The sequence below is a fragment of the Hymenobacter sp. GOD-10R genome (assembly GCF_035609205.1).
In the GTDB taxonomy this organism is placed as follows: domain Bacteria; phylum Bacteroidota; class Bacteroidia; order Cytophagales; family Hymenobacteraceae; genus Hymenobacter.
Window position 1 is genome coordinate 6,044,417 of the sequence record NZ_CP141184.1, and the last position, 22,485, is coordinate 6,066,901.

The following is a 22,485-nucleotide window of genomic DNA, read 5'->3' on the forward strand; positions in this document are numbered from 1 at the left end:
CAGGCTTGCGGAAATTGTTAGCATTTTCCAAGCCAGTATTCCCCCACTGCTTCAAGTAAAATATCGGCATAAACATCGTTTTTAACCGATATTTAGTGCAGGCATGTACATATCTCGTCCTTATTTTGCCGCTTTTCACCCACCTCACCCCTATTTGCATGAAAGACATCTTACTCGAAAACCTAACCTTCTCTCTGAATGGTCGATTGTGGATTGAAAGTACCAACGACCGTTTTTTAGGAATTGGCCGTCTCGAATTGCTTGAGAAAATAGAGGCCTTCGGTTCTATCTCCAAAGCCGCGCAAGCCATGGAAATGTCTTATAAAAAGGCCTGGGACTTAGTTAGTTCCATGAATGCACAGGCGCGCTCCCCCTTGGTGAGTACCCAGGCTGGTGGCAAGCGTGGAGGCGGGGCGGCCCTCACGCCCGAAGGCAAGCAGGTGCTAGAGACCTTTCAAGGTATGCAGGCCCGCTTTCGGCAGTTTATGGAGCAAGAAACCGCTCGGCTTTATGAATAGGCCGTAACCTGACGAGCTGGCTCGTCGTTATATTTGCAAATACATAACGACGACTTCCACTCTATGCCCAAAGCTACTTGCTGCTTGCCACGCTGGTTTGGCGTATTTATCGGATGGTTTCTTGGACTAATTAGTGTTCCTTCCGCAGGGTGGGCACAAATCGTTACCGTGCTCAACTCGTCCGTGTGCTATCCGATTCTTGCAGTACACACCAAGCAGCATGTTGATGCCAGTCTTGAGCCGCTGCTCACAGGAACTACCCTAGGTAAGGCGGTTTCCGCTGACCGAATTATTGCACCGCAGGAACAGACGCCCATCCGTTGGCTCCGGCGGGCGACGTCACTGCGTGTAGTAATTATTCAGTTCTAGCTCTTCTTCAGCATGCCTCAAGCCTTACGCACGCTAGGACCCTTGCCTGTTGCTTTCACTTTGGTAAGTGTCCTTACCGCCTATCGGACGCACGCCCAACAACCGGTTTCGCAGCAGACGATTGCTGACTCTGCCAAGACGAAAAACGTCGCGCTCGGCGAAGTAGTAGTGGCGGCTTCCAAAGTACAGGAGAGTATTTTACAGTCGCCGGTGACGGTGGAGAAGCTGAACGCCCGTGCCTTGCGCCTCACGCCAGCCCCCTCTTTCTTCGATGCCATCGAGAACGTTAAGGGCGTGCAGGTGATTACCCCAAGTCTTGGGTTCAAGGTCATCAATGCGCGTGGGTTCTCCAATACTACTAACGTCCGCTTCGTGCAGCTCGTGGACGGCATGGATAATCAAGCGCCGCATATTGGCGCTCCGATCGGCAACGTCTTGGGGCCAAGCGACCTAGATATTAATGCCGTGGAAATTGTCCCTGGCACTGCGGCTGCACTTTATGGACTAAACGCCATCAACGGGCTAGCCAACTTCACGACCAAGAGTCCCTTTTCGTTCGAAGGCCTCAGCGTGCAGCAGAAAACCGGCCTCAACCACGTGAACGACCGAAGCGCTGGGATACATCCGTACACCGAAATGAGCCTGCGGTACGCCAAAGTACTGGTGCCCAATAAGCTAGCTTTTAAAGTAAACGCAACCTACCTGCGTGGCTACGATTGGGTCGCTGACAACTACACTGACATCAACCCGAATGGCAATGCTAGCACGGGATTATTTGGGGCTGACAACCCGGCTCGCGACCCAGTCAGCAGCTACGGCAACGAATCCTCGAACCGCTCTAACCTGACCCTAGGTGGCAAGACCTACCAAGTGGCGCGCACCGGTTACCTGGAAAAAGATGTGACTGATTATCACCTGCAAACCATCCGCACCGATGGGGCGCTCCACTACCGTCTCAACAGCAACACCGAGCTAGCCTACACCTACCGCTTCAGCAGTCTCGATAACATCTACCAGCGCTCTAACCGCTTTCGGCTGGAAGAGTACCGGTTGCAGCAGCATGGCTTATCGCTGATGAGTCCGGTGGTGCAGGTGCGGGCCTATCTCACGCGTGAGAACACGGGGAAAAGCTACAACCTGCGGTCGATGGGCGAGAACCTCGACCGCAGCTACAAAACCGATGCAGTCTGGAACCAGGAGTATACCGCCGCTTGGAACGCTGCTACCCAAACGGGCCAGACTGTGGCACAAGCCCACGCCACGGCTCGCGCCACAGCCGACGCTGGCCGCCTGCAGCCGGGCACGCCGGAATTCAAAGACCGTTTGCGGCAGCTTCAGGATATCAATAACTGGGACCAGGGCGCCGCTTTGCGCGTACAATCTGATCTGATTCATGCAGAAGGCCAGGTAAATGTTGGGGAAGCCCTTCGCCGCCGGGCGAGCAGCAGCTTTCCGCAGTGGCTCGACGTGCTAGCCGGGGCTGACCACCGCACTTACGTCGTCGTACCCGATGGCAACTACTTTCGCAACCCAAACCCCGGCAAAGACCCGCTCACCGATAACCTAACGTATAGCAAAACGGGCGGTTTTGTGCAGGCGGGTGCGCATTTGTTCGCTGACAAAATCCGTCTGACGGCTACGGCGCGGGCTGACAAGAACGATTATTTCAGCACTCGGTTCAATCCGCGCCTCACAGCTGTGTACTCACCCACGCAGCGCCACAACTTCCGGCTCAGCTACCAGAGCGGCTACCGCTTTCCTAGCTTGTTTGAGGGGTTTTCCAACGTCAATAGCGGACAGGTACAACGCGTAGGTGGCCTGCGCGTGATGTCAGATGGCGTGTTTGAGAACAGCTACCTGCGTACCAGCATCGACGCCTTCAATGCGGCCATCACCAAGGACGTGAATACCGGAGGCCTTACGCGCGCGCAAGCTATTGCCAACAACCAAGGCATCTTAGCAAAGAACACCTACACCTACTTAAAGCCTGAATTCATCAAGTCGTTGGAGCTAGGTTACAAGGCAGCGCTGTTGTCGGACGCCCGCTTGCTGGTCGATGTAGATTTTTACTACAATGCGTACCGCGACTTTATCACGCAGGTGGAGGCTTACGTTCCTATCACTGGCACAGGTGAGGTTATCACGACCACTGAAACCAACCTAAATGCCGTTGCTACTGCCCTGAGTGCTCGTAGTGGGCAGAGCCGGTACCGCCTCTGGACCAACTCGAAGAGCCAAGTGTACAATTACGGCGGCAGCGCGGGCCTACACTATGAGCTGGTCGGCGGCTACCTGGCGGGCGCTAACGTCACCTACGCCCGCCTGGACCGCACCGCCAACGGCGACGGTTTGGAAGACGGCTTCAACACGCCGCGTTGGGCTTACAACTGGAGCGTTGGGAATGAAAATGCTTACAAGAACTTCGGCTTTGGCCTGAACTACCGCTGGCAGACCCGCTATTACTCCAAAACTTTTCTGGTAAATGGCTACGTGCCAGCCTATAGCACCCTCGACGCGCAGATTAGCTACGCGGTTCCCACACCCAAGCTACGCTTCAAGCTAGGTGCCACCAACGTGCTTAATCACTATTATTATTCGTTTCTGGGCGGACCGCGTATTGGGGGGCTGTACTACTTAGCCATAACGTGGGGCGTAAGATGATGCTGCAACCGCAACGACGACTCACGCACTAGTAGCTCGGGCTGGAGTACGATACGACGCGGCGAAAACTGCCCCGACTTGTCTTCGAGCATTTCCAGAAAAAGCTTCACCGCTGACTGCCCCATTTGCTCGCAGCGCTGATCGACGGAGGTGATGCGCGGCTCGGTGAGGGAGGTGAAGGTTTCGTTGCTGAAGCCTACCAAGGCAATGTCTTCCGGTACCTGAACCCGACGTGCTTTGAGCACTTGCATGGCCCCAACGGCTGAAAAATCACTGGCGGAGAACACTGCGTCGGGTGGAACAGGCAAGGCTAGTAGTTTCTCCATGCCTTCCACGCCGTCTTCCGTTTTCATATCACACGTGAAGATTAGCTCCTGCTCGTGGGGTAAGCCGTGGGCCTGCAAGGCATCTAGGTAGCCGCGCTGCCGGTTCTTGTAGATGTTTAAGTGCTGAGGGCCAGCGAAATGCGCTATTCGCTGACAGCCCTGTTCAATCAAGTGCGTTACGGCTTGGTACGCTCCTAGGTAATCATCAATAATGACGGAGCTGACGTTGATGCCTTCCAGTACCCGGTCGAAAAATACCAGCGGAATAGCCCGCGTGCTCACCTTTTCGAAGTGCTTAAAATCGTGGGTGTTGCGCGCCAAGGAAACCAGAATACCTTCTACTTGCGCATTCATCAATGACTCAATGTTCTTCTTCTCATTGGCCACGTTTTCGTTTGACTGGCAGATCATGATGTTGAAGCCCACCTTGCTGGCTACCGTCTCGATACCGTGCATCACCGACGAGAAAAAATGGCCTTCGATGTGCGGCACCATTACACCGAGCAAATTGCTCCGACCTTTCCGAAGCGCCGCTGCCAAGTGGTTGGGTTGGTAGTTAACTTCTCTTGCCAATTGCCAGACTTTCTTGCGCGTGCTTTCGCTGATGCTCGTGTGGTTGTTCAGGGCGCGTGAGACGGTCGAAACTGAGATGTTCAGCTTCTTGGCTAGGTCTGCTATAGATGCTCGGTTAGCTGCCAACTGTTTGCGTGTTACCGCGCTAAAAGGACAAACGTTTGCATAAACCTATCAAGGTTTGAGTAGATTTCAAACGGATAGGCTTGCTTTCCCTACGTTCGCTGCAACTTAGCACCCCCAATGGACCTGCCCGAGCAGTGTGCGCTAGCAAAACTGCTTTCTGCTACCCCACAAACCCGCTCCTTCTCACCCTTCGCTTACTATTCTTTCGCGTATGCCTAAATCTTTCCTCTCACGGCTATTAGCTAGCTCATTACTCATCCTAAGCACTTTTCTAGGTGCTCACGCGCAACCGATTGCATCTAAAGGGAAAGCAGGTACGCCCTTTTTCAAAGATCCCGATATGATGACTATCGGGGTGTACTACTACCCCGAGGCGTGGCCAGAAAGCCAGTGGGCCCGTGACTTCGCCAACATGCGCAAGCTCAACCTAGAGTTTGTGCACATGGGCGAGTTTGCTTGGGGCCTGTATGAGCCGGAAGAAGGAAAGTACACCCTCGATTGGCTGGAACGAGCCGTGAACCTAGCTGCTAAAGCTGGGTTGAAAGTCATCCTCTGTACGCCAAGCGCTGCGCCACCCGCGTGGCTGGCCGAAAACCATCCGGAAATCTTGATGGTGGATGCCAACGGACGCCGCATGCAGCACGGCACTCGCGAGCAGGGCAACTGGAGCTCTCCTCTCTTCCGGCAGTACGTAGAGAAAATCAATACGCAGCTCGCCAAACGTTTTGGCAATAACCCGGCGGTAATTGGCTGGCAGATCGACAATGAGCTGAGCCACTACGGCAAGCAGTTTTCCTATGACGATTTCAGCCGGGCTAGGTTTCAGGCATGGCTCAAGCAGAAGTACAGCACCATCGACAACCTAAACCGCGACTGGGGCAACGTGTTCTGGTCGCAGCTTTACCAAAACTTCGAGCAGATCAGAATTCCAAACGAGCAAGAATTGGTAGCTACGGCTAACCCGCACGCGCTGCTGGACTTCCAGCGCTGGTTCACCGAAGAAGCGGCCGATTACCTGAGCTTTCAAGCTAACACGCTCCGTCAGAACAGCCAGAACCAGTGGGTGACCACCAACTTCATGGCGATGCACCGCGACGTGAATCCTAGCCTCAGCAGCCGCAGCCTCGACATGATTACTTGGACCGTATACCCCGTCCACGGTGATTATGAAAACAGTGACCTAGGTTTCCGGCTCGGCAACGGGGCCGCGCTCGGCTTTATGCACGACTTTGCCCGCACTCTCAACGGCAACGAAGGCGTGATGGAACTACAACCAGGACAGGTGAACTGGGGCGCCATCAACCCGCAGCCTTTGCCTGGCGCCGTGCACATGTGGATTATGCATGCGTTTGGGGCGGGTGCTAAGCTTATCTGCTCGTACCGCTACCGGCAGCCGCTAGCTGGTAGCGAGCTGTACCACTATGGCTTTGTCGGGACTGATGGCGTGACGCCCCTGCCCGGCGGTCAGGAATACGGCCAGGCCATGCAGGAAGTGAATCAGCTGCGCAAGTTGCGCAAGGCTAACGCCAAAGAGCCCGCGGCGTACTCGGCCCGCCGCACGGCCTTCCTCTACAACTTCGACAATCGCTTCGACCTTGATATTCATCCTTCCACGACGCGCTGGAACACGATGGGTCACCTGCTGCGCTATTATCGGGCGCTCAAGACTCTAGGCTGCCCCGTAGATGTGATTACCGAAGACCGGGACTTTTCGCGCTACAAGTTTCTAGTAGCTCCTGCCTACCAATTGCTTGATGCGCAACTTGTGACCCGCTGGACGAAGTACGTGCAAGAGGGTGGGCACCTCGTACTGACCGCGCGCACCGGCCAGAAAGACCGTCGCGGGCACCTGTGGGAAGGCCCCTGGGCTGCTCCTATCAACGAACTGATTGGCGCCAAGTTCAGCCCGCAGGCGTTCGATTTGCTGCCGGGTGAACGAAAGGGTAAGGTTTCGGCGCAGGGTAAAACGTATGAATGGGGCTCCTGGGGTGAGAGTTTGCTACCGGCATCGGGTACCCAAACGCTCGCCGCTTATGCCGATCAGTTTTACGCAGGCGCAGCAGCTGTGGTGTCGCGCAAGCTAGGTCGGGGTACCGTGACGTACGTAGGCGTGGAGTCGCTGGAAGGCGACTTAGAGCGCGACGTGCTTCGTAGCGTATATACAGCAGCCGGTACACCGGTTGAGAACTTCGCTGATCAGTTCTTCGTGGAATGGCGTGACGGGTTTTGGGTGGCGACCAACTTTACGTCGCAAAAACAAACGGCGCCGGTACCTGCCAACGCGAAAATCATCGTTGGCAAAAGGGAGCTAGAACCGGCCGGCGTTACGGTGTGGCAGGAGTAGACAGCCGCCAGCTATAGCGCGAATTTCCCTCAACAAAAAAGCCCCGCCTGCGGAAGCAAGCGGGGCTTTTTTGTGAGCGTGAAGCGCAGTACCGGACTACCAGTAATAGGTGTACAGTGCCGTAACGATGGCCAACACGATAACCGAGCCGATGGTGAAGCTGCGGTTGGTGCGGAACATGCTGCTATCAATCTCAAGACCGTTGGTTTTGACACCGCGGCTAGTCTGGAGAAGGCTGATGATTACCATACCCAGGATACAGAAGACGAACACAAAGCCCATCCGGTCGAGGAACGGAATTTCGTAGATGCCATTCACCGGCACCGAGTAGCCCAGCGGCGCCAGCCATGATAGGTTCATCATGAGGGGCAAGAACTTGAGCAATACGGAGAGCAGGAAGCCGCCAACCGTGGCAAACAATGCCGCAGTTGAAGTAGCTTTTTTCCAGAAGAAACCCAGGATGAACATGGCAAAAATACCGGGCGACACGAAGCCCGTGTACTCTTGAATGTAGGTGAAACCACCTTTTTCGATACCTAAGTGCGGAGCGAGCAGGATGCCGAGCAACATGGCCACTACCACCGAAATTTTACCCACGGCTACCATCTTCTTCTCCGAAGCGTCCTTGTTCAGCACCTTCTTGTAAATGTCGAGGGTGAAAATGGTAGCAATTGAGTTGGCTTTACCAGCCAGCGAGGCCACTACGGCGGCCACAAGCGCCGCGAAAGACAAGCCTTTCAGACCTACCGGCAAGATGTTGAGCAGCACCGGGTAGGCGCGGTCGGGAGCTACCTGGCCATCCAGCATCATCTCCGAGCCGAATACGTTTTGCTTGAAAAGCACGAAGGCCGCGATGCCGGGCAGCACCACAATTACAGGCATCAGAATCTTGAGGAACGCGGCGAAGAGCAAGCCACCACGAGCCGTAGGCAAGTCGGCACCGAGGGCGCGCTGCGTGATGTACTGGTTGCAACCCCAATAGTTAAGGTTCACAATCCAGAGACCACCGAGCAATACCGTCATCCCCGGCAACTCAACGAAGTTGGGGTTATCACGTCTCAGGATCATGTGGAAGTGGTCGTTGGCCTGCGAAGTGAGCAGGTTGAACCCGTTTATTGCTCCAGACGTGCCGTAGTGCTCAGCCACTAGGTTAAGCGCCAAGTACGTGGTAGCCAAGCCCCCCAGAATGAGGAAGAACACCTGAATAACGTCGGTGAAGCCGATAACCTTCATACCACCCAGCGTGATAATAACGGCGCAGATAGCTAGGCCGTAGATGCAGAGGTCGATGTTCAGACCTGACACGCTGCTAGCGGCAATAGCCCCTAGGTACAGAATCGAAGTTAGGTTAACGACTACATACAGCGCCAGCCAGAAGATGGCCATGATCATAGCTACTGTGCCGTTGTAGCGCTGGTGCAGGAACTGCGGCATCGTGAAGATCTTGTTCTTCAAGTACACCGGAATGAAGAACGTGCCCACAATGACTAGCGTGATGGCCGCCATCCATTCGTAGGCTGCAATAGCTAGGCCCATCTTAAAGCCTGAGCCAGCCATTGCCACAAATTGCTCAGCCGAGATGTTGGAGGCAATAAGCGAAGAGCCGATGGCCCACCAAGTCAGGGAGCCCTCTGCGAGGAAGTAATCTTTGGAGTCACCTTCTGCCGTGCCGTCGTGGCCGGTCTTGCGCAGGTAAATCCAGGTACCGTAACCCGCTACTATAATGAAGTAGACGAAGAATACGATGTAATCAAGAGTTGCGAGTTTATTCATTGAACAGGAGAGGTATTGAAGCCGGCCATCGGCTTGAAGAAGCAAGGAGTAGAAGTAGTACCTAAGGCGAATTAGAGCACTACCCAGCTTAAAGCTAGGTAGTGGCAACCAAACTTAACTAATTATAGGCGCTACTTGCGCACCCCAAAGCGATACACAGTAGTAGAGTGCAGTGTATCACCCGGCTTCAATACTGTGCTTGGGAATTTCGACTGGTTGGGCGAGTCGGGGAAGTGCTGCGTTTCCAGGCAGAAGCCATAGTGCTTGCTATAGGTTACATCGCCAGTGCCTTTGAGCGTACCATCGAGGAAGTTGCCGGTGTAGAACTGCACGCCGGGCTCGGTAGTCGTTACTTCCAAGGTACGGCCGGAGGTGGGCTCGTATACCGTGGCGGCGGGGTGCATGCCGCTGCTGGCGTTGTTTAGTACCCAGTTGTGGTCGTAGCCACCGGGTACTTGCGCGATCCGCTCGCCGATGGTGTGCGAGGTCGTGAAGTCGAACGGCGTGCCTTTCACTGGCTTCAACTCACCCGTCGGAATCAGGGTGGCATCGACAACCGTGTAGCGGTCGGCGGGCAGCGTTACTTCGTGGCCGAGCACATCCTTGTCTTGGCCGTAACCTAGGTTGAAGTAGCTGTGGTTGGTCAGGTTGACGGGTGTGGCTTTGTCGGTTTTGGCCGTGTAGTCAATCTTCAGCTCGTCGTTGTCGGTGAGCGTGTACACCACCGTCACGCTAAGGTTGCCGGGGTAGCCTTCTTCACCATCCTTGCTTAAGTAGGTAAGCTTCAGCGCTTGGCCGTCGGTTGCCGAAGCAACGGGCTCTGCTGCCCAAATCACTTTGTCGAAACCCTTCTTGCCACCGTGCAGGCTGTTGGGGCCGTTGTTCTTCGCGAGGGTGTATTCTTTGCCATCAAGCGTGAATTTGCCGCCCTTGATGCGGTTGCCGTACCGGCCAATCAATGCCCCGAAGTAAGGGCCCGATTTCAGGAACGCTGGGCTCTGATAGCCACTCACGTTATCGAAGCCGAGTACAATGTTACCTAGCTTGCCAGCCTTGTCGGGCACTTGCAAGCTCGTGACGGTACCGCCATACGTGGAAATAGTGGCTTTCAGACCATGGGCATTGGTGAGCGTGTAGAGCTGCACCTCTTGGCCATCGGTGGTTTTACCGAAGGAGGCTGGGGCTGACATGTCAGAGGAAGAAGACGTAGAAGTTTGAGTTGAATCGGCTGTCGCGCTGGTGCTGCTACTGGCTTGGTCGGCTGGTTTTTTCTGGTCGCAGGCGGCAAGCAAGAGTAAGCTAGCCAAGCTTCCGGTCACGAATCCGGAGCGGTTGAAAACAGTCATGGACAAAGAAGAAGTATGAAGGAGTTAGGTTGGGACGACGAAGGAAGACGAAAATTTATGCTCCATTAATATCAAACCAGGCTAGATAATGCAGTACTAACCTCTACTTCTTGTACAGTAGCAGCACCTAGGGTTTCCATGGCATTTAGCTGGCAGTTTTGCACGAATTATAGCAATCTTCGAATGAAGATAGTGCTAGTTGTAACGATTGAGCCGGTAAAGTATAAATTCCTACTGAATGCCGCAATCGTTTGCACTTTTCACGGGTTTTAAAGCAGTTTTAAAAGTCTGCTACCCGAACTGCTTTCAGCCTACTCGCTCTTTCACATTTAGAAGCCAATACATGTCACTAAAATTGTGACAGGCAGCCATATAAAATATTTCTCTAGCACAGGCACTCACGCGCACTCCTTCGTCAGCTAGGTAGAATAGGCTTTAGGCGACCTTCTTCTAGTTGAAGAAAAAAATGCTAAATCTGCTTTAATTCACACAAACGATACTTCAGGTGCTACCGAGTGATTTTGCTAGCAGCAGGCACTCATTTCCCTCCTGCTAGCCTGTTCAGTTACTCTCCTGCTGGCTCTGGCGCAACACGTACCTGCTGATACAAGGGCAAGTCGTAGAAGGGCCTTAGCAGTTGAATAACGTCTAAGGCATCGGCCAAAGCCTGGTGCGCCACGGTTTGGTCGGCAAAATGCGCACGCGCCTTGCAAATGGTCATGGTGGGCAGGCGATTATCTTTCTTCCAGTTCAGATAGAAAGCCGCTGGATCGAGCATGGCGGGTTCAGCGCGCACCAATGTGCCCCAGCCGGGCAGCTGACGCAAAAACAATAAGTCGAAAGAGGCGATATTTTTGCCCGCCATCGTCACGCTCACGCAGTCCTTTTTGTCGGGCTTGAAGCCCTGCGCTAATAGAAACTCACGCAGCTGCGGCAACAGTTCGTCAGCCGTGCAGCCTTCCGGGTTTGGCCCTTTTTGCGCCAACTCCTCCAGCAAGCGCGCATTTAGAGCCAGAGCGCCTGCGGTGCCCACGTACTCAGGATGCCGCACCAAGCGCCGGAAGCTAGGTAGCTCTGTCAGCGGCTGTAGGTGCTTGGTATCTTCTACTACAGCAGCTAGCTCAATAATCTGGTGCCGCTCCGGGTTGCCGCCGGTCATTTCGAGGTCGAGGGAGATGTAGCGCATACTCTGCACCTGTACGCGGCTACGCTAGGTGGCGTTGACCATCAAGCTAACAATACGGTGCAGCTTTCCTGTATTTTCCGCATCTTTCTAGGGTCCGTACCAAAGTTAATCTAGCATCACGCCTATAGATTCTGACGGCGACATCGTTATATCTTTTAGCGGCATGCTTACATTTAGCGGGCTGCGAAAAGCAATACGCATTCTGTGCATTATAAGCCCTATTCTGCCGGCACTTTGCGGGCAGCATCACTTAGCAAGTAGCCAACTCCTTGTTAAGCAAGTTCAATTGCTTCTTTTTCTTTTATCTGTTACCTGTCGCTATGAAGATACGCCGTACAGCTATCCGGCTTTTGCTTTTTCTTATCACACTTATACTCGCTTATCCTACTGATGCGCAATCGGTTATTACGCCCCTAGCGGCGGCTAGCAACAACGTTCAGCAAAAAGACCAGCGCACTGTTGATGCGAGTCCGCAACTCTACAACGGTCCAGAATATATCGACTATGCTCAGCGCTACCAAGTGCGCAACGGGCATCAATTCTTTCTATTGCCCGACAAACAGCCGGGTAGCGTCTACTATAACGACCATAGCTTTGCTGGCCTCAGCATGCAATATGATGTCGTGCTTGGGCAGCTTGTGTTACAACATGTAACGAGCCCGCTGAGCTTGCATCTCATTAATGAACATGTTCGCTCTTTCACCCTGGCCGGACACCACTTTATCCGCCTCGTGACTGATAGCTCGGCGTCTGCCGTTGTCCAGACCGGTTACTACGAAGTGCTGGTAGATAGCACGGTGCAGCTGCTGGCCAAGCGAGTCAAGCAGCTACACGAGAAAATAAACCAAAATCGAATAGAAGCTGAGTTTCTTCCCACTGATAAGCTCTTTATCCGCAAAGCAGGCGTGTATTATTCGGTCAACAAAAAACGCTCGGTTACGCAGGTTTTTTCTGACCGCAGCAAAGAGGTGCAGAAATATATTCAAGACAATAAGCTCAAGTTTAAGAAAGCCCGGCGAGAAGCTGATATTGTGCAGCTTACGCGTTATTACGCCGGCTTATCACCGCAGTAGCACTGCTAGTTACGGTTCGTACTTCACTCACTCTTTGCTACGCTAGCTCCGCTATGAAGCTCCACTACTTATTGTTTGTTCTTTTATTTTTTAGCCTAATACACTTCACGGCCAGCGGGCAGCAACAAGCCGAACCGACGGTTAGCGGCAATTTTAACCACATACTATTCGAGCAGTTTGCTACGCAGGTCGAGGCTCAAACCAAGCTGCATTTTTACTTCAATCCGGCAGCAGTTGACAGTCTGTTCATCACGCTGCAAGTACAGGATACGCCAGTGCGTACGGCGTTAGAACGAGCCCTACAGAATACCGCTTTCCACTTTGCTATCGACGACGAAAATCGGGTGTTCGTCACCCAAGGCTTAACGCTGGACCCAGCTCTCTCCGACAGCTTCTTTAACACCGAAAAAGCGGGCAACATTGTAGCTACGCGCCGCGACGAAGCTAGGCCAACTAGCACCGGCTCCCTTAGCCGCTCGCGCTACGTTCGGGAGGCAGAGGCCAAGCTCTATGAAATAGGTGCGGGCGAGGCGCGTGGCGGCAAGGCAACCCTCGCCGGCCACATCCGCGACCTGAAATCCGGGGAGCCGGTCGTGGGGGCTACTATTTACTCCGAGGCGCCTTCCATCGGCACCAGCACCGACCAATTTGGTTACTACTCACTGACTCTGCCAACGGGTCGCTACGATTTAAAAATCAGAGGGATTGGTATCAAGAATACCAAACGCCAAGTTGTGATACGTGCGGATGGCAAGCTGGAAATCGAGGTAGAGGAAGACATCACGCCGCTGAAAGAAGTCGTGATTGAAGCCGAGAAAGACAAAAACGTATCGGGCATGCAAATGGGCTTGGAGAAGCTCGATATCAAGACGCTGCGGCAAGTACCTACGGCTTTTGGCGAGACTGATATTTTGCGGGTGGTGCTTACCCTACCGGGCGTAAAATCGGTGGGCGAAGGCAGCACGGGCCTCAACGTGCGCGGCGGCGCCACCGACCAAAACCTGATCCTATTTAATGGCACCACCATCTACAATCCATCGCACTTATTTGGCTTCTTCTCCGCGTTTAACCCCGATATTCTGCAATCGGTAGAGCTGTACAAAAGCGCCATTCCGGCCAAGTACGGTGGGCGCTTGTCGTCGGTGCTGGAAATAAAAACCCGCGAAGGCAACAAGAAGAAGTTTTCTGGTTCGGGCGGCATTGGTCCGCTCACCAGTCGCCTCACGCTGGAAGGTCCCATTGTAAAAGACAAAAGCGCCTTCATCATCAGCGGCCGCACCAGCTACTCCGACTGGATTCTGCGCCGGTTGTCGAACAGTTCTTTTCGGCAAAGCTCGGCGTCTTTCTACGACATCAGCGCGCACGTGAGTCATCAGCTCAACGATAAAAACTCCCTGTACCTGACAGGATATTTGAGCTCCGACCGGTTCCGCCTCGCCAGCGACACCACGTATCAGTACCGCAACCAAAATGCTAGCTTGAAGTGGCAGCACAACTTCAACAACAAGTTATACGGGGTGCTCACGGGCACCTACAGCCGCTACGCCTACGACATCACGAGCGAGAAGAACCCAGTGAATGCCTCGCGCCTAAAATATGGCATTGAACAAACCAACGTGCAGGCCGATTTCAGCTTCTTCCCCAATGCCAAGCACACCATCGACTTCGGCGTCAGCTCGCTGCTCTACCACATTGCGCCTGGTAGCCTCACGCCGCTCGGGGCCGAATCCTTGATCAGCACCAACGTCCTAACCCGCGAGCAAGCTGTGGAAAGTGCCATTTACGCGTCAGACCGCATTGACCTCAACAAGCGCTTATCTATTTCGCTGGGCCTGCGCTATTCACTCTTCAACGCCCTAGGTCCGCACGATGTGTACCAGTACGCGCCGGACGTAGGCCGCTCCGAAACCTCCATCACCGACACCTTGCGCTACGGTTCGGGCAAGGTGCTGGCCACCTACCACGGCCCCGAGTACCGGGCGTCGTTGCGCTACGGTCTGACCGATAACTCGTCGGTGAAAGCTAGCTATAACCGCACCCGCCAGTACATTCACCAGCTTTCCAACACGGCGTCGGTATCGCCGGCCGATATCTGGAAGCTCAGCGACGCCAACATTCGCCCGCAGGTTGGCGACCAGTACTCCGTTGGATACTACCACAACTTCCGGGCGAATACCATCGAGACGTCGGTGGAAGCCTACTACAAAAAGCTCCACGACTTTGTGGATTACAAGAGCGGCGCCACACTCATCCTGAACCACCACATCGAAACAGATATCGTGAATGCCGAGGGCAAAGCCTACGGCGTGGAGGTGCTGGTCAAGAAGCTCTCGGGTAAGATCAACGGCTGGATCAGCTACACCTATTCCCGTTCGCTGGTGCGGGTCAATGCTGGCACGACGGCCGAGCAGATAAACGGCGGCCGCTACTACCCTAGCAATTTCGACAAGCCCCACGACGTGACCATGATCGGCAACTACCGCTTCAGTCGCCGTTTCAGCTCCTCACTCAACTTCACCTACAGTACGGGCCGCCCCATTACGTTGCCGCTGGCGAAGTATTATGTGGCCAACTCCTTGCGCGTGTACTACTCTGACCGCAACGCCTACCGCGTGCCCGATTATTACCGCGTCGACTTTGGGTTGAACATCGAAGGCAACCACAAAGTAAAAAAGCTAGCTCACAGCTCTTGGACCCTAGGGATATACAACCTGACGGGACGCAAGAATCCGTACTCGGTGTACTTCAAATCAGAAAAGGGGCAGATCCGCGGCTACAAGCTCTCCATCTTCGGGCAGCCGATTCCGACCATCACCTACAACTTCAAGTTCTAGATGCGTCTTCTCTCCTATTCCATTCGGGTGGTACTGCTTTGGTGTTTGGCTATTGCACTACCTAGCTGCATCGACTCCTACATGCCCGACGTCATCAGCGCCACCAAGCATTACTTAACAGTCGACGGGTTTATCAATAGCCAAGGTATTACAACAATAGTCCTTTCCCGCACCTACGACATTGATGCAAGGGCGACCATCCCGCCCGTTGAAGCGGGCGCTACCGTGACCATAGAAGCGGAAGGTGGTGGCAGCTACAGCTTGCGAGAAAGCACCACGAAAGGCACCTATGCTTCGGCCAGCCTCAGCCTACCGACTACGCAGCGCTACCGGCTGCGCATTCGCACCACCGGTGGCACAGAGTATGCCTCGGATTACGTGGCTATCAAGACTACCCCACCCATCGATAATATTACTTGGCGCACCACGAATGATGGCCTAAACATCTACGTCAACACGCACGACAACACGAACGCCAGCCAGTACTACCGTTGGGAATACGAAGAAACCTGGGAAATCAGACCACCTTACTCCCCCTCGGTGGAATACAAGAATGGAAGGATGCAAGATATTACTGTTCCTTTTCCGACAACCTGCTGGGGCAACGTCAAGTCTGTTGACATCAAGATCAGCAACACCACTCGCCTGAGCCAGGATGTAGTTTCTGATTTTCTAGTTCGCTCATTCGCAACCACTGCCTCCCAGATTTACTACAAATACAGCATCTTGGTTCGGCAGCATACCCTCACCAAAGAAGAGTATGGCTACTGGGAATTGCTCAAGAAAAACACGGAGAACATTGGCTCTCTGTTCGATCCGCAACCTGCCCAACTCACAGGCAACGTGCATTGCCTCAACGATGATACTGAGCTAGCTTTAGGCTACGTAGGCGCGCATTCACTTACGGAAAAGCGCATTTTTATTTCGAGAGGTGAGTTGCCATCCACTTGGCGCCTACAGAACGGTTATGAAGGATGCTTGCCACCTGATACGGTTTTTCTATACAAGCCTTCTCCACCGCCACCCAACCCGACAGAGGTCCTGCGCTCTGCTTTCGGCAGGTCTACCTTTCTACCCATCCAAGCCATCTACGAGCGAGATATTATAATTGGCTACTTAGCCAAAGAACAAGGCTGTATCGATTGTCGCGCGCGGGGCACGTCCGTGCGCCCTAGCTTTTGGCAGTAACTATTATCGGTATGCGCATCATTCTTCCGCTTTTTAGGGTTGTGTTCCTCTGCTGTCTAGCGCTGCTCCTGCCTGGCTGCATCGATTCCTATATGCCCGATGCCATCAACGCTACTAAGAGCTACTTAGTGGTCGATGGCTTAATCAATAGCCAGGGCATCACCACTATCACATTGTCGCGCACTTACGACATCGACGCCAAGACACCGGCGCCGGTAGAGTCGGGCGCCACGCTATACGTCGAAGACGAAGCGGCGGCACGCTACACGCTGCTAGAAAGCACTACCAAAGGCACTTACACGTCGAGCAACCAGACTCTGAGTCCAGCCAAAAGGTACCGGCTTCATATCCGCACTAAGGGTGGTAAAGAGTACACCTCCGACTACGTGACGGTGAAAAGCACGCCGCCCATTGACAACGTTAGCTGGAAACCAACTAACTCCGGCCTGAACATCTACGTCAATAGCCACGACGACGCCAATAATACCCGCTATTATCGTTGGTCTTACGAAGAAACCTGGGAAATCCGGCCACTCCTTGTTCCTAGTGTAGAGTACCTTAACCGTAAGATGCAGGATATTCGTCAGCCTTATCCGCAGGCTTGTTGGATAACAGAAAAGTCGACGAACATTATTCTAGGAAATACCTCTAGCCTAGGTCGTGATGTGGTTTCTGACCAGCTGCTACGCTCTTTCTCTACCACATCAGACCGCCTGTACGTCAAGTACAGCATCTTGGTACGGCAGTACGCCCAAACCAAAGAGGAATACGAGTATTGGAGTTTGCTCAAGAAAAACACGGAGAACATCGGGACGCTATTCGACCCGTTGCCTGCGCAACTTACCGGCAATATGCATTGCCTCAACGATGATACCGAACTAGCATTGGGTTACGTGGGTGCCGGTAGCGTGCAGGAAAAACGCATCCTCATCAGCCGCGGGCAGTTGCCGCCCACTTGGCGTTTGCAGGCTGGTTACGAAAGCTGCGTGCCACCAGATACCGTGTCTTTAACCAACGTAGATAATACGTTCACCAACCCTGTAGTTATACCCGTAGGCCCAGTATTTTCTTCTACGGGTAGCTTAAAAGGGTATACACAGTCAAGTGCCGAGTGCGTGGATTGCCGCAAGCGTGGTAGTGCGGTGCGTCCTATCTTTTGGCAATAGCTGCCTTTTCTATCATCTACATGCCACAGCACTGAATGGCTACTATTACCAAACTATTTATGGCTAAGCGAGGAGTTAGGTTGCTCGTACTACTTACGCTCTACCTAGGTGCCCGCAACGTGGCAAGCGGCCAAGAGCTTGTTGTGGACAGCCTAGCTCGCAAACTAACTCGCTATCAGCAAGCTGCCCTAAACGAGAAGCTTTTCCTCCACCTCGACCGGCCACTTTATCTAGGTGGCGAAACGATGTGGTTCAAGCTGTATGCAGTAGATGGCACTAGCTGCAAGCCGCTAGCACGAAGCACAGTAGCCTACGTGGAGGTATTAAACCGAGAGAACAAGCCAGTACTGCAAGGCAAGATTCCGCTGAAGCAGGCTACTGGCCATGGTTCTTTCGTGCTGCCCAGCGCCTTGGCCTCGGGAGTATACACGGTACGAGCCTACACGAGCTGGATGCAAAACTTCGGTCCGGAGTATTTCTTCCACAGCACCATCACAGTCATCAATCCAACTGCCGCCTCGGGCGGGGCAGCCAGCCCGGATTCAGCCGCTTACGAGGCGCAGCTTTTCCCCGAAGGTGGCAACCTAGTACAAGGACTGAGCAGCAAAGTAGCCTTCAAGGTAACAAACAAAGCAGGTACTGGTGTGGGCGCCACCGGAAAGTTACTCGACCAGCGTGGCACAGTGGTAGCAAGCTTCCAGACCCTGCGCTTCGGCATGGGGAGCTTCACCTTTACCCCCGAGCTAGGTGCTACCTATACGGCCATGTTAACCCTTATTAACAAACAGACCATTAGACGCAAGCTACCCGTCGCGTATGAGCGTGGCTACGTGATGCATTTGGAAGAAAGCGGTCCTGCTACGCTTACAGTGGCGGTGAGTGCTACTGGCGCGCAGAACGAAACCGTTTTCCTACTGGGGCACTCGCGGCAGCAGGTGGCGGTAGCGGCCAAGGCACCCTTAGTTAATGGCCGAGCGACTTTTACGGTCGACAAAAAACAGCTGCTCGACGGCATTTCGCATTTCACCTTGTTCACTGCCGAGCAAAAACCAGTGTGCGAGCGGCTGTATTTTCAGCAGCCCAAAACCAAGCTAAGCATCGACGCGCGGCCGGATAAAAACCAGTATGCCACTCGGGAGCAGGTAAGCGTGGCGCTAGGTACCTCGACGGCGGGGCAAAACCTAGGTGCCAACGTATCGATGGCCGTGTACCGGCTCGACTCGCTGGCTACCGCGCCTACTACCGATATCAACAGCTACCTGTGGCTAGCTTCTGAGCTGAAAGGCAGCATTGAGCATCCCGAATACTACTTCACCGCTGAGCCCGACGCCACGGCCGCGGCTGATAACTTGATGCTCACGCAGGGCTGGAGCCGCTTTCGCTGGGAGCAGGTGCTAGCCTCTGCGCTGGTCAGCTTTCCGAACGCGCCCGAACTCAACGGCCCATTGGTACGTGGCCGCCTGACGCAAGCCGGCACGAACCAGCCACGGAAGGATATCATCACCTTTCTGTCGTCGCCGAGCCGGCTTATTGGGCTTCAAAACGCGGTGAGCAATGCCGATGGCCTAGTGCAGTTTGAGCTAGGCAACCTGTATGGCTCTCGCGACATTATGGTGCAAACAAATCCGCAGCAGGACACCACGTGCCACATCGAAATCTTCAATCCCTTTTCGCAGCAGTTCGTGGCCAGGTCGGGCGCCACCTTCACGCCAATTCCGAGTTTCAAGGTGGACTACGCGAAGCGGCACTTCCAGAACCAGGTGCAGAATGCCTTTGTTGATAAAGCGCGCGCCCGCTACCTAGCTCCTCTCACCGACAGCACCGCGTTCTACGGCAAGGCTGATGAAACGTACCTGCTGGACAAATACACACGTTTTAAGGTGCTGGAAGAAGTAATGCGCGAGTACGTACCGGGTGTACTCGTCCGGATTCGGAAGGATGGCTTTCACTTCTTGGTAGTAGACCGGGTAAATAAGCTTATTTTTGATGATAACCCGATGATCCTGCTTGATGGCGTACCGGTCTTCAACGTCAACAAGATGATGGCGATGGATCCGCTGAAGATCCAAAAGCTAGAGGTAATGGCGAGCCGGTACTTCCACGGGCGAGCCGTGTACAATGGCCTCGTAAGCTACACCACCTACAAAGGCGACCTAGCAGGTTTCAAGCTCGATCCGCGTGTGCTAGTGCAAGAATACGAAGGCTTGCAAGGCCAGCGCGAGTTCTACGCCCCCCGCTACGACACACCCCAGGCTAAAGCAAGCCGCCTCCCCGACCTGCGCAACCTCCTGTATTGGAACCCGACTATTATAACTAGCACCGCGCCTACCAAACTCGATTTCTACACCGTTGACCAAGCTGGGCGTTATCTGGTAGTGTTGCAAGGGCTAGCTTCTACTGGGCTGGCGGGCAGCACCAGCTTCACCTTTGAGGTAAAGTCGGCGCTATAGAAAAGTATTCGAACAGACTCAAGTAGCATTACTCAACTACTACACGGCGTATTGTGCGGCCATTGGCGTTATCTATCTGAAGCAAGTAGATCCCGCAGGACAATTGCTTTACAGAAAGATCAAGGTTGTAAGTCCCTGCTTCCACAACGTGTTGTTGCAGAGGCTGACCTAGCAGGGTTAAAAGGCAAACTCGATTTACTGCTTGTGCAGCATCCCAACTAACGGTAAACTTTTCCCGACTTGGATTTGGGTAAACTTCTACCGACTGCACTTTTCTCTGCGAATTAGCTAAGGGAGTGCCCATGGAAGCTATACGTGCTATGCTTAAGTGATGCACCGTTGGAGTAGTAGCGTAGACAAAGTTTCCTCCTACTAGTATTTTGCCGCCTGCCGTTTCGCTGCTTGCAAGCACATAGCCGTAGCCAAATACAGGCGTGAAAGCTGGGTCAATCTGCCCTCTTTCGTCAAGGGACATTAGACCTATATCCGTAACGTTGTCTGAGTGGTAAATGCCCCCAGCCCAAAGCCCCCCACCTTGGCGTGGTAGCAGTGTACGAATGTTGAATCGATAAGATAAGACATCTTCCAAGGTCATATCAAGCTTGCCATTAGGTAGAAAACGCGCGATGGTGCCTCCCTGCCTAGGCACAAGCGTTGGTGTTTGCCCGCACACAAGCAATTTACCATCGGGGCGTAATACCATATCACGCACCAACGGCGACGAATACTCATTGTATTCAGTTGCTTGAAAAGAGGTATCGTACTGACCATTGGGCAATACCCGGTGGAGTTGATACCCAGCCAGGATAAGCTTGTCGTCTGGCTGAACCACTACACGGCGGCCTTCTCGTAGCCAGTTATCAAGCGTTGAGGAAATTTGAAACGTTTTATCGACAACACCATCTACACTCAACCGGGCAAAAACGTGTCCAGTGTAAGCGCGAGCTAGTTCTCCGCCCACGATGATTCGACCATCGCGCTGCAAGGCCAACCCTTGAGCAATGTAGCCTGCCGTACGTTGGAAAGTTGTATCAAGAGCGCCACTTGGATGCAGCCGTATTAAGCTCCCCCAACGTTGACGTGCTTGTACCTCTAATAATCCTGCTATCAAGATCTTGCCGCTGGGCTGCTCCACTATACCTTCGACGTAGCCTGCTGGAATAGGACTCCGTCGCACGAATGCAGTATCAACCTCATCATTGGGCAGCAAACAAGCTAGGTTGCCGGCTCTTACGCCACCCACTTTGTCAAAGGAGCCCGCCAGAACTGTACGGCCATCGGTAAGCCTTGCCATTTTTACTATCGTACCTGGCTGGTAAAGCTGCGGAGCATAGTGCTCATCAAGTTGCCCCGACGCCTGTAATCGTTGCAGAGGCCCCTGCAAGCCCGTACGATGGTTGTATTGCCCATAAACTAATAGGTTGCCCGCCGCATCCACGGCAATACCTTTTGGGTTCAATGACCACCGAGCAGGTGTTTGATAGCCAGAATTTAATTGGCCGTTTGCTAATAGTTGAATAGGGGTTGCAAGTCCGGTTGACTGCGAAGACAATACTAGTAGGCGCCCATCAGGTAAAAGCTCAATACGTCGCTCATTTAACTGATTGAGAATGCCGTACTCAGCCGGTGTTTGAAATGAGTTATCTAATTGGCCAGAAGGTAGAAGCTGCTGAACACCAGCTTTTCGTCCTTGCATCAGCAACGACGAGCTAGCTCCAACAACAATCTGCCCTGTTGGCCTAATTAGCAGCGCCTGCACGCTGGTGCTACTGGTTATGCCAGCCTGAAAGCTAGGATCAAGCTGGCCATTGGGCAGCAACCGCAGCAATGAGCTTGCAGGTCTACTGAACAAACCGCCTACTAGAATTCGACCATCCGGCTGCACAGCTAATGCGTCCACCTCATCGGTGTCGCGACTTGTACCAATTACCGGCGCGAAAGACTCATCATAGCTGCCATCTACGTTCAGCCGAACTAGGATTGGCAGGCCTGGTATACCCACGCTACCCGCTAGCAGGATCTTTCCATCTGCCTGCAACGCAGCTGTTCGCAGTAATGGTAAGTATTTACCGGCAAGCTGTAGGGAAAAGCTAGGGTCTGGTTGCCCATTGGACAACAACCGCACAACGTGCGAACTAATTTGAGGATACCCAACTATATGTATATCACCTGATGCCATTAACAAAAGGCGGCCATCAGGGTATCTCAGTAGTCTGGGTATAAAGTTCGTGTATGAGCCTACTATATCTATTTGGGCCAGTTGCTGAGCACGCTGCTCAACCTGACCATTGGTGTTCACCCGAACTAAATTACCTGTCGCGATGCCGTTCGTATATACTTGGGCACCCAGAATGAGGCAACTACTATCAGCTAATGGTTGTAAGCCATATATCTGGGCGTATTGCTCGATGCTCAACCGAAATGTAGGATCAAGCTGCTGAGGGGCACTTTGACCCCAACTACTTCTTGCTAGTAATAGAAAAGTACTCAGGATAGAAAAGTAAAATGAATGTGTGTACCACTTATTCATATATGAATCAATATTTATCTAT

At 53.4% G+C, this 22,485-nt stretch carries 14 protein-coding genes; 9 read left to right on the forward strand and 5 right to left on the reverse strand.

The genetic code is table 11. From position 1 onward, the window contains the following. The first annotated feature begins 158 nt into the window (after positions 1–158). The 3 genes from SD425_RS24125 to SD425_RS24135 all read left to right on the forward strand — a co-directional run bounded on the left by SD425_RS24125 (position 159) and on the right by SD425_RS24135 (position 3,548). The gene (locus SD425_RS24125; RefSeq protein ID WP_324673126.1) at positions 159–518 is read left to right on the forward strand and encodes a winged helix-turn-helix domain-containing protein; all 360 of its coding nucleotides are present in this window, start codon (positions 159–161) and stop codon (positions 516–518) included. Between the two features lie 63 nt (positions 519–581). Beyond that, on the forward strand, positions 582–887 hold the full coding sequence (locus SD425_RS24130) for a hypothetical protein (RefSeq protein ID WP_324673128.1): 306 nt from the start codon (positions 582–584) through the stop codon (positions 885–887). 12 nt (positions 888–899) lie between these two features. Beyond that, positions 900–3,548, forward strand: a complete 2,649-nt coding sequence (locus tag SD425_RS24135; RefSeq protein ID WP_324673129.1) for a TonB-dependent receptor — start codon at positions 900–902, stop codon at positions 3,546–3,548. Here the strand turns inward: SD425_RS24135 and SD425_RS24140 are convergent. Beyond that, positions 3,518–4,573 carry a LacI family DNA-binding transcriptional regulator gene (locus SD425_RS24140; protein ID WP_324673131.1) on the reverse strand — a complete coding sequence of 352 codons (1,056 nt, stop codon included), beginning with the start codon at positions 4,571–4,573 and terminating at the stop codon, positions 3,518–3,520. The genes SD425_RS24135 and SD425_RS24140 overlap by 31 nt on opposite strands. A gap of 211 nt (positions 4,574–4,784) precedes the next feature. On the opposite strand from SD425_RS24140, the gene SD425_RS24145 reads away from it, so the two are divergent. Continuing rightward, positions 4,785–6,917 (forward strand): beta-galactosidase, encoded by a 2,133-nt coding sequence (locus SD425_RS24145; protein WP_324673133.1) that lies wholly within the window; start codon positions 4,785–4,787, stop codon positions 6,915–6,917. A gap of 96 nt (positions 6,918–7,013) precedes the next feature. Here SD425_RS24145 and SD425_RS24150 read toward each other — a convergent pair whose 3' ends face one another. The 3 genes from SD425_RS24150 to SD425_RS24160 all read right to left on the reverse strand — a co-directional run bounded on the left by SD425_RS24150 (position 7,014) and on the right by SD425_RS24160 (position 11,222). Next, positions 7,014–8,690, reverse strand: coding sequence for a sodium:solute symporter family transporter (locus tag SD425_RS24150; RefSeq protein WP_324673135.1), 1,677 nt, complete (start codon positions 8,688–8,690; stop codon positions 7,014–7,016). 131 nt (positions 8,691–8,821) lie between these two features. Then, positions 8,822–10,036, reverse strand: a complete 1,215-nt coding sequence (locus tag SD425_RS24155) for an aldose epimerase family protein (RefSeq protein ID WP_324673137.1) — start codon at positions 10,034–10,036, stop codon at positions 8,822–8,824. A gap of 565 nt (positions 10,037–10,601) precedes the next feature. Then, complete coding sequence (locus SD425_RS24160; protein WP_324673139.1) at positions 10,602–11,222, reverse strand: 3'-5' exonuclease; 621 nt, start codon at positions 11,220–11,222, stop codon at positions 10,602–10,604. 320 nt (positions 11,223–11,542) lie between these two features. On the opposite strand from SD425_RS24160, the gene SD425_RS24165 reads away from it, so the two are divergent. Genes SD425_RS24165 through SD425_RS24185 form a run of 5 tightly spaced genes read left to right on the forward strand, consistent with a single transcriptional unit; the run spans position 11,543 to position 19,933 of the window. Further along, positions 11,543–12,295 carry a hypothetical protein gene (locus SD425_RS24165; RefSeq protein ID WP_324673142.1) on the forward strand — a complete coding sequence of 251 codons (753 nt, stop codon included), beginning with the start codon at positions 11,543–11,545 and terminating at the stop codon, positions 12,293–12,295. Positions 12,296–12,348: 53 nt separating this feature from the next. Continuing rightward, positions 12,349–15,129 carry a TonB-dependent receptor gene (locus SD425_RS24170; RefSeq protein WP_324673144.1) on the forward strand — a complete coding sequence of 927 codons (2,781 nt, stop codon included), beginning with the start codon at positions 12,349–12,351 and terminating at the stop codon, positions 15,127–15,129. Beyond that, entirely contained in the window at positions 15,130–16,317 is a 1,188-nt protein-coding gene (locus SD425_RS24175) for a DUF4249 domain-containing protein (RefSeq protein WP_324673146.1), read from the forward strand. It abuts the gene before it with no gap. Between the two features lie 11 nt (positions 16,318–16,328). After that, the gene (locus tag SD425_RS24180; RefSeq protein ID WP_324673148.1) at positions 16,329–17,483 is read left to right on the forward strand and encodes a DUF4249 domain-containing protein; all 1,155 of its coding nucleotides are present in this window, start codon (positions 16,329–16,331) and stop codon (positions 17,481–17,483) included. A gap of 59 nt (positions 17,484–17,542) precedes the next feature. Beyond that, on the forward strand, positions 17,543–19,933 hold the full coding sequence (locus tag SD425_RS24185; protein ID WP_324673150.1) for a hypothetical protein: 2,391 nt from the start codon (positions 17,543–17,545) through the stop codon (positions 19,931–19,933). A 28-nt stretch (positions 19,934–19,961) separates the two neighbouring features. Here the strand turns inward: SD425_RS24185 and SD425_RS24190 are convergent, their stop codons facing one another. Next, positions 19,962–22,463 (reverse strand): T9SS type A sorting domain-containing protein, encoded by a 2,502-nt coding sequence (locus SD425_RS24190; protein ID WP_324673153.1) that lies wholly within the window; start codon positions 22,461–22,463, stop codon positions 19,962–19,964. Between the last annotated feature and the right edge of the window lie 22 nt (positions 22,464–22,485).

Bases quoted from the DNA above. Each gene is read 5' to 3' on its own strand.
- SD425_RS24125 (WP_324673126.1), top strand. From the start codon at position 159: ATGAAAGACATCTTACTCGAAAACCTAACCTTCTCTCTGAATGGTCGA.
- SD425_RS24130 (WP_324673128.1), top strand. From the start codon at position 582: ATGCCCAAAGCTACTTGCTGCTTGCCACGCTGGTTTGGCGTATTTATC.
- SD425_RS24135 (WP_324673129.1), top strand. From the start codon at position 900: ATGCCTCAAGCCTTACGCACGCTAGGACCCTTGCCTGTTGCTTTCACT.
- SD425_RS24145 (WP_324673133.1), top strand. From the start codon at position 4,785: ATGCCTAAATCTTTCCTCTCACGGCTATTAGCTAGCTCATTACTCATC.
- SD425_RS24150 (WP_324673135.1), bottom strand. From the start codon at position 8,690: ATGAATAAACTCGCAACTCTTGATTACATCGTATTCTTCGTCTACTTC.
- SD425_RS24155 (WP_324673137.1), bottom strand. From the start codon at position 10,036: ATGACTGTTTTCAACCGCTCCGGATTCGTGACCGGAAGCTTGGCTAGC.
- SD425_RS24160 (WP_324673139.1), bottom strand. From the start codon at position 11,222: ATGCGCTACATCTCCCTCGACCTCGAAATGACCGGCGGCAACCCGGAG.
- SD425_RS24165 (WP_324673142.1), top strand. From the start codon at position 11,543: ATGAAGATACGCCGTACAGCTATCCGGCTTTTGCTTTTTCTTATCACA.
- SD425_RS24170 (WP_324673144.1), top strand. From the start codon at position 12,349: ATGAAGCTCCACTACTTATTGTTTGTTCTTTTATTTTTTAGCCTAATA.
- SD425_RS24175 (WP_324673146.1), top strand. From the start codon at position 15,130: ATGCGTCTTCTCTCCTATTCCATTCGGGTGGTACTGCTTTGGTGTTTG.
- SD425_RS24180 (WP_324673148.1), top strand. From the start codon at position 16,329: ATGCGCATCATTCTTCCGCTTTTTAGGGTTGTGTTCCTCTGCTGTCTA.
- SD425_RS24185 (WP_324673150.1), top strand. From the start codon at position 17,543: ATGGCTAAGCGAGGAGTTAGGTTGCTCGTACTACTTACGCTCTACCTA.
- SD425_RS24190 (WP_324673153.1), bottom strand. From the start codon at position 22,463: ATGAATAAGTGGTACACACATTCATTTTACTTTTCTATCCTGAGTACT.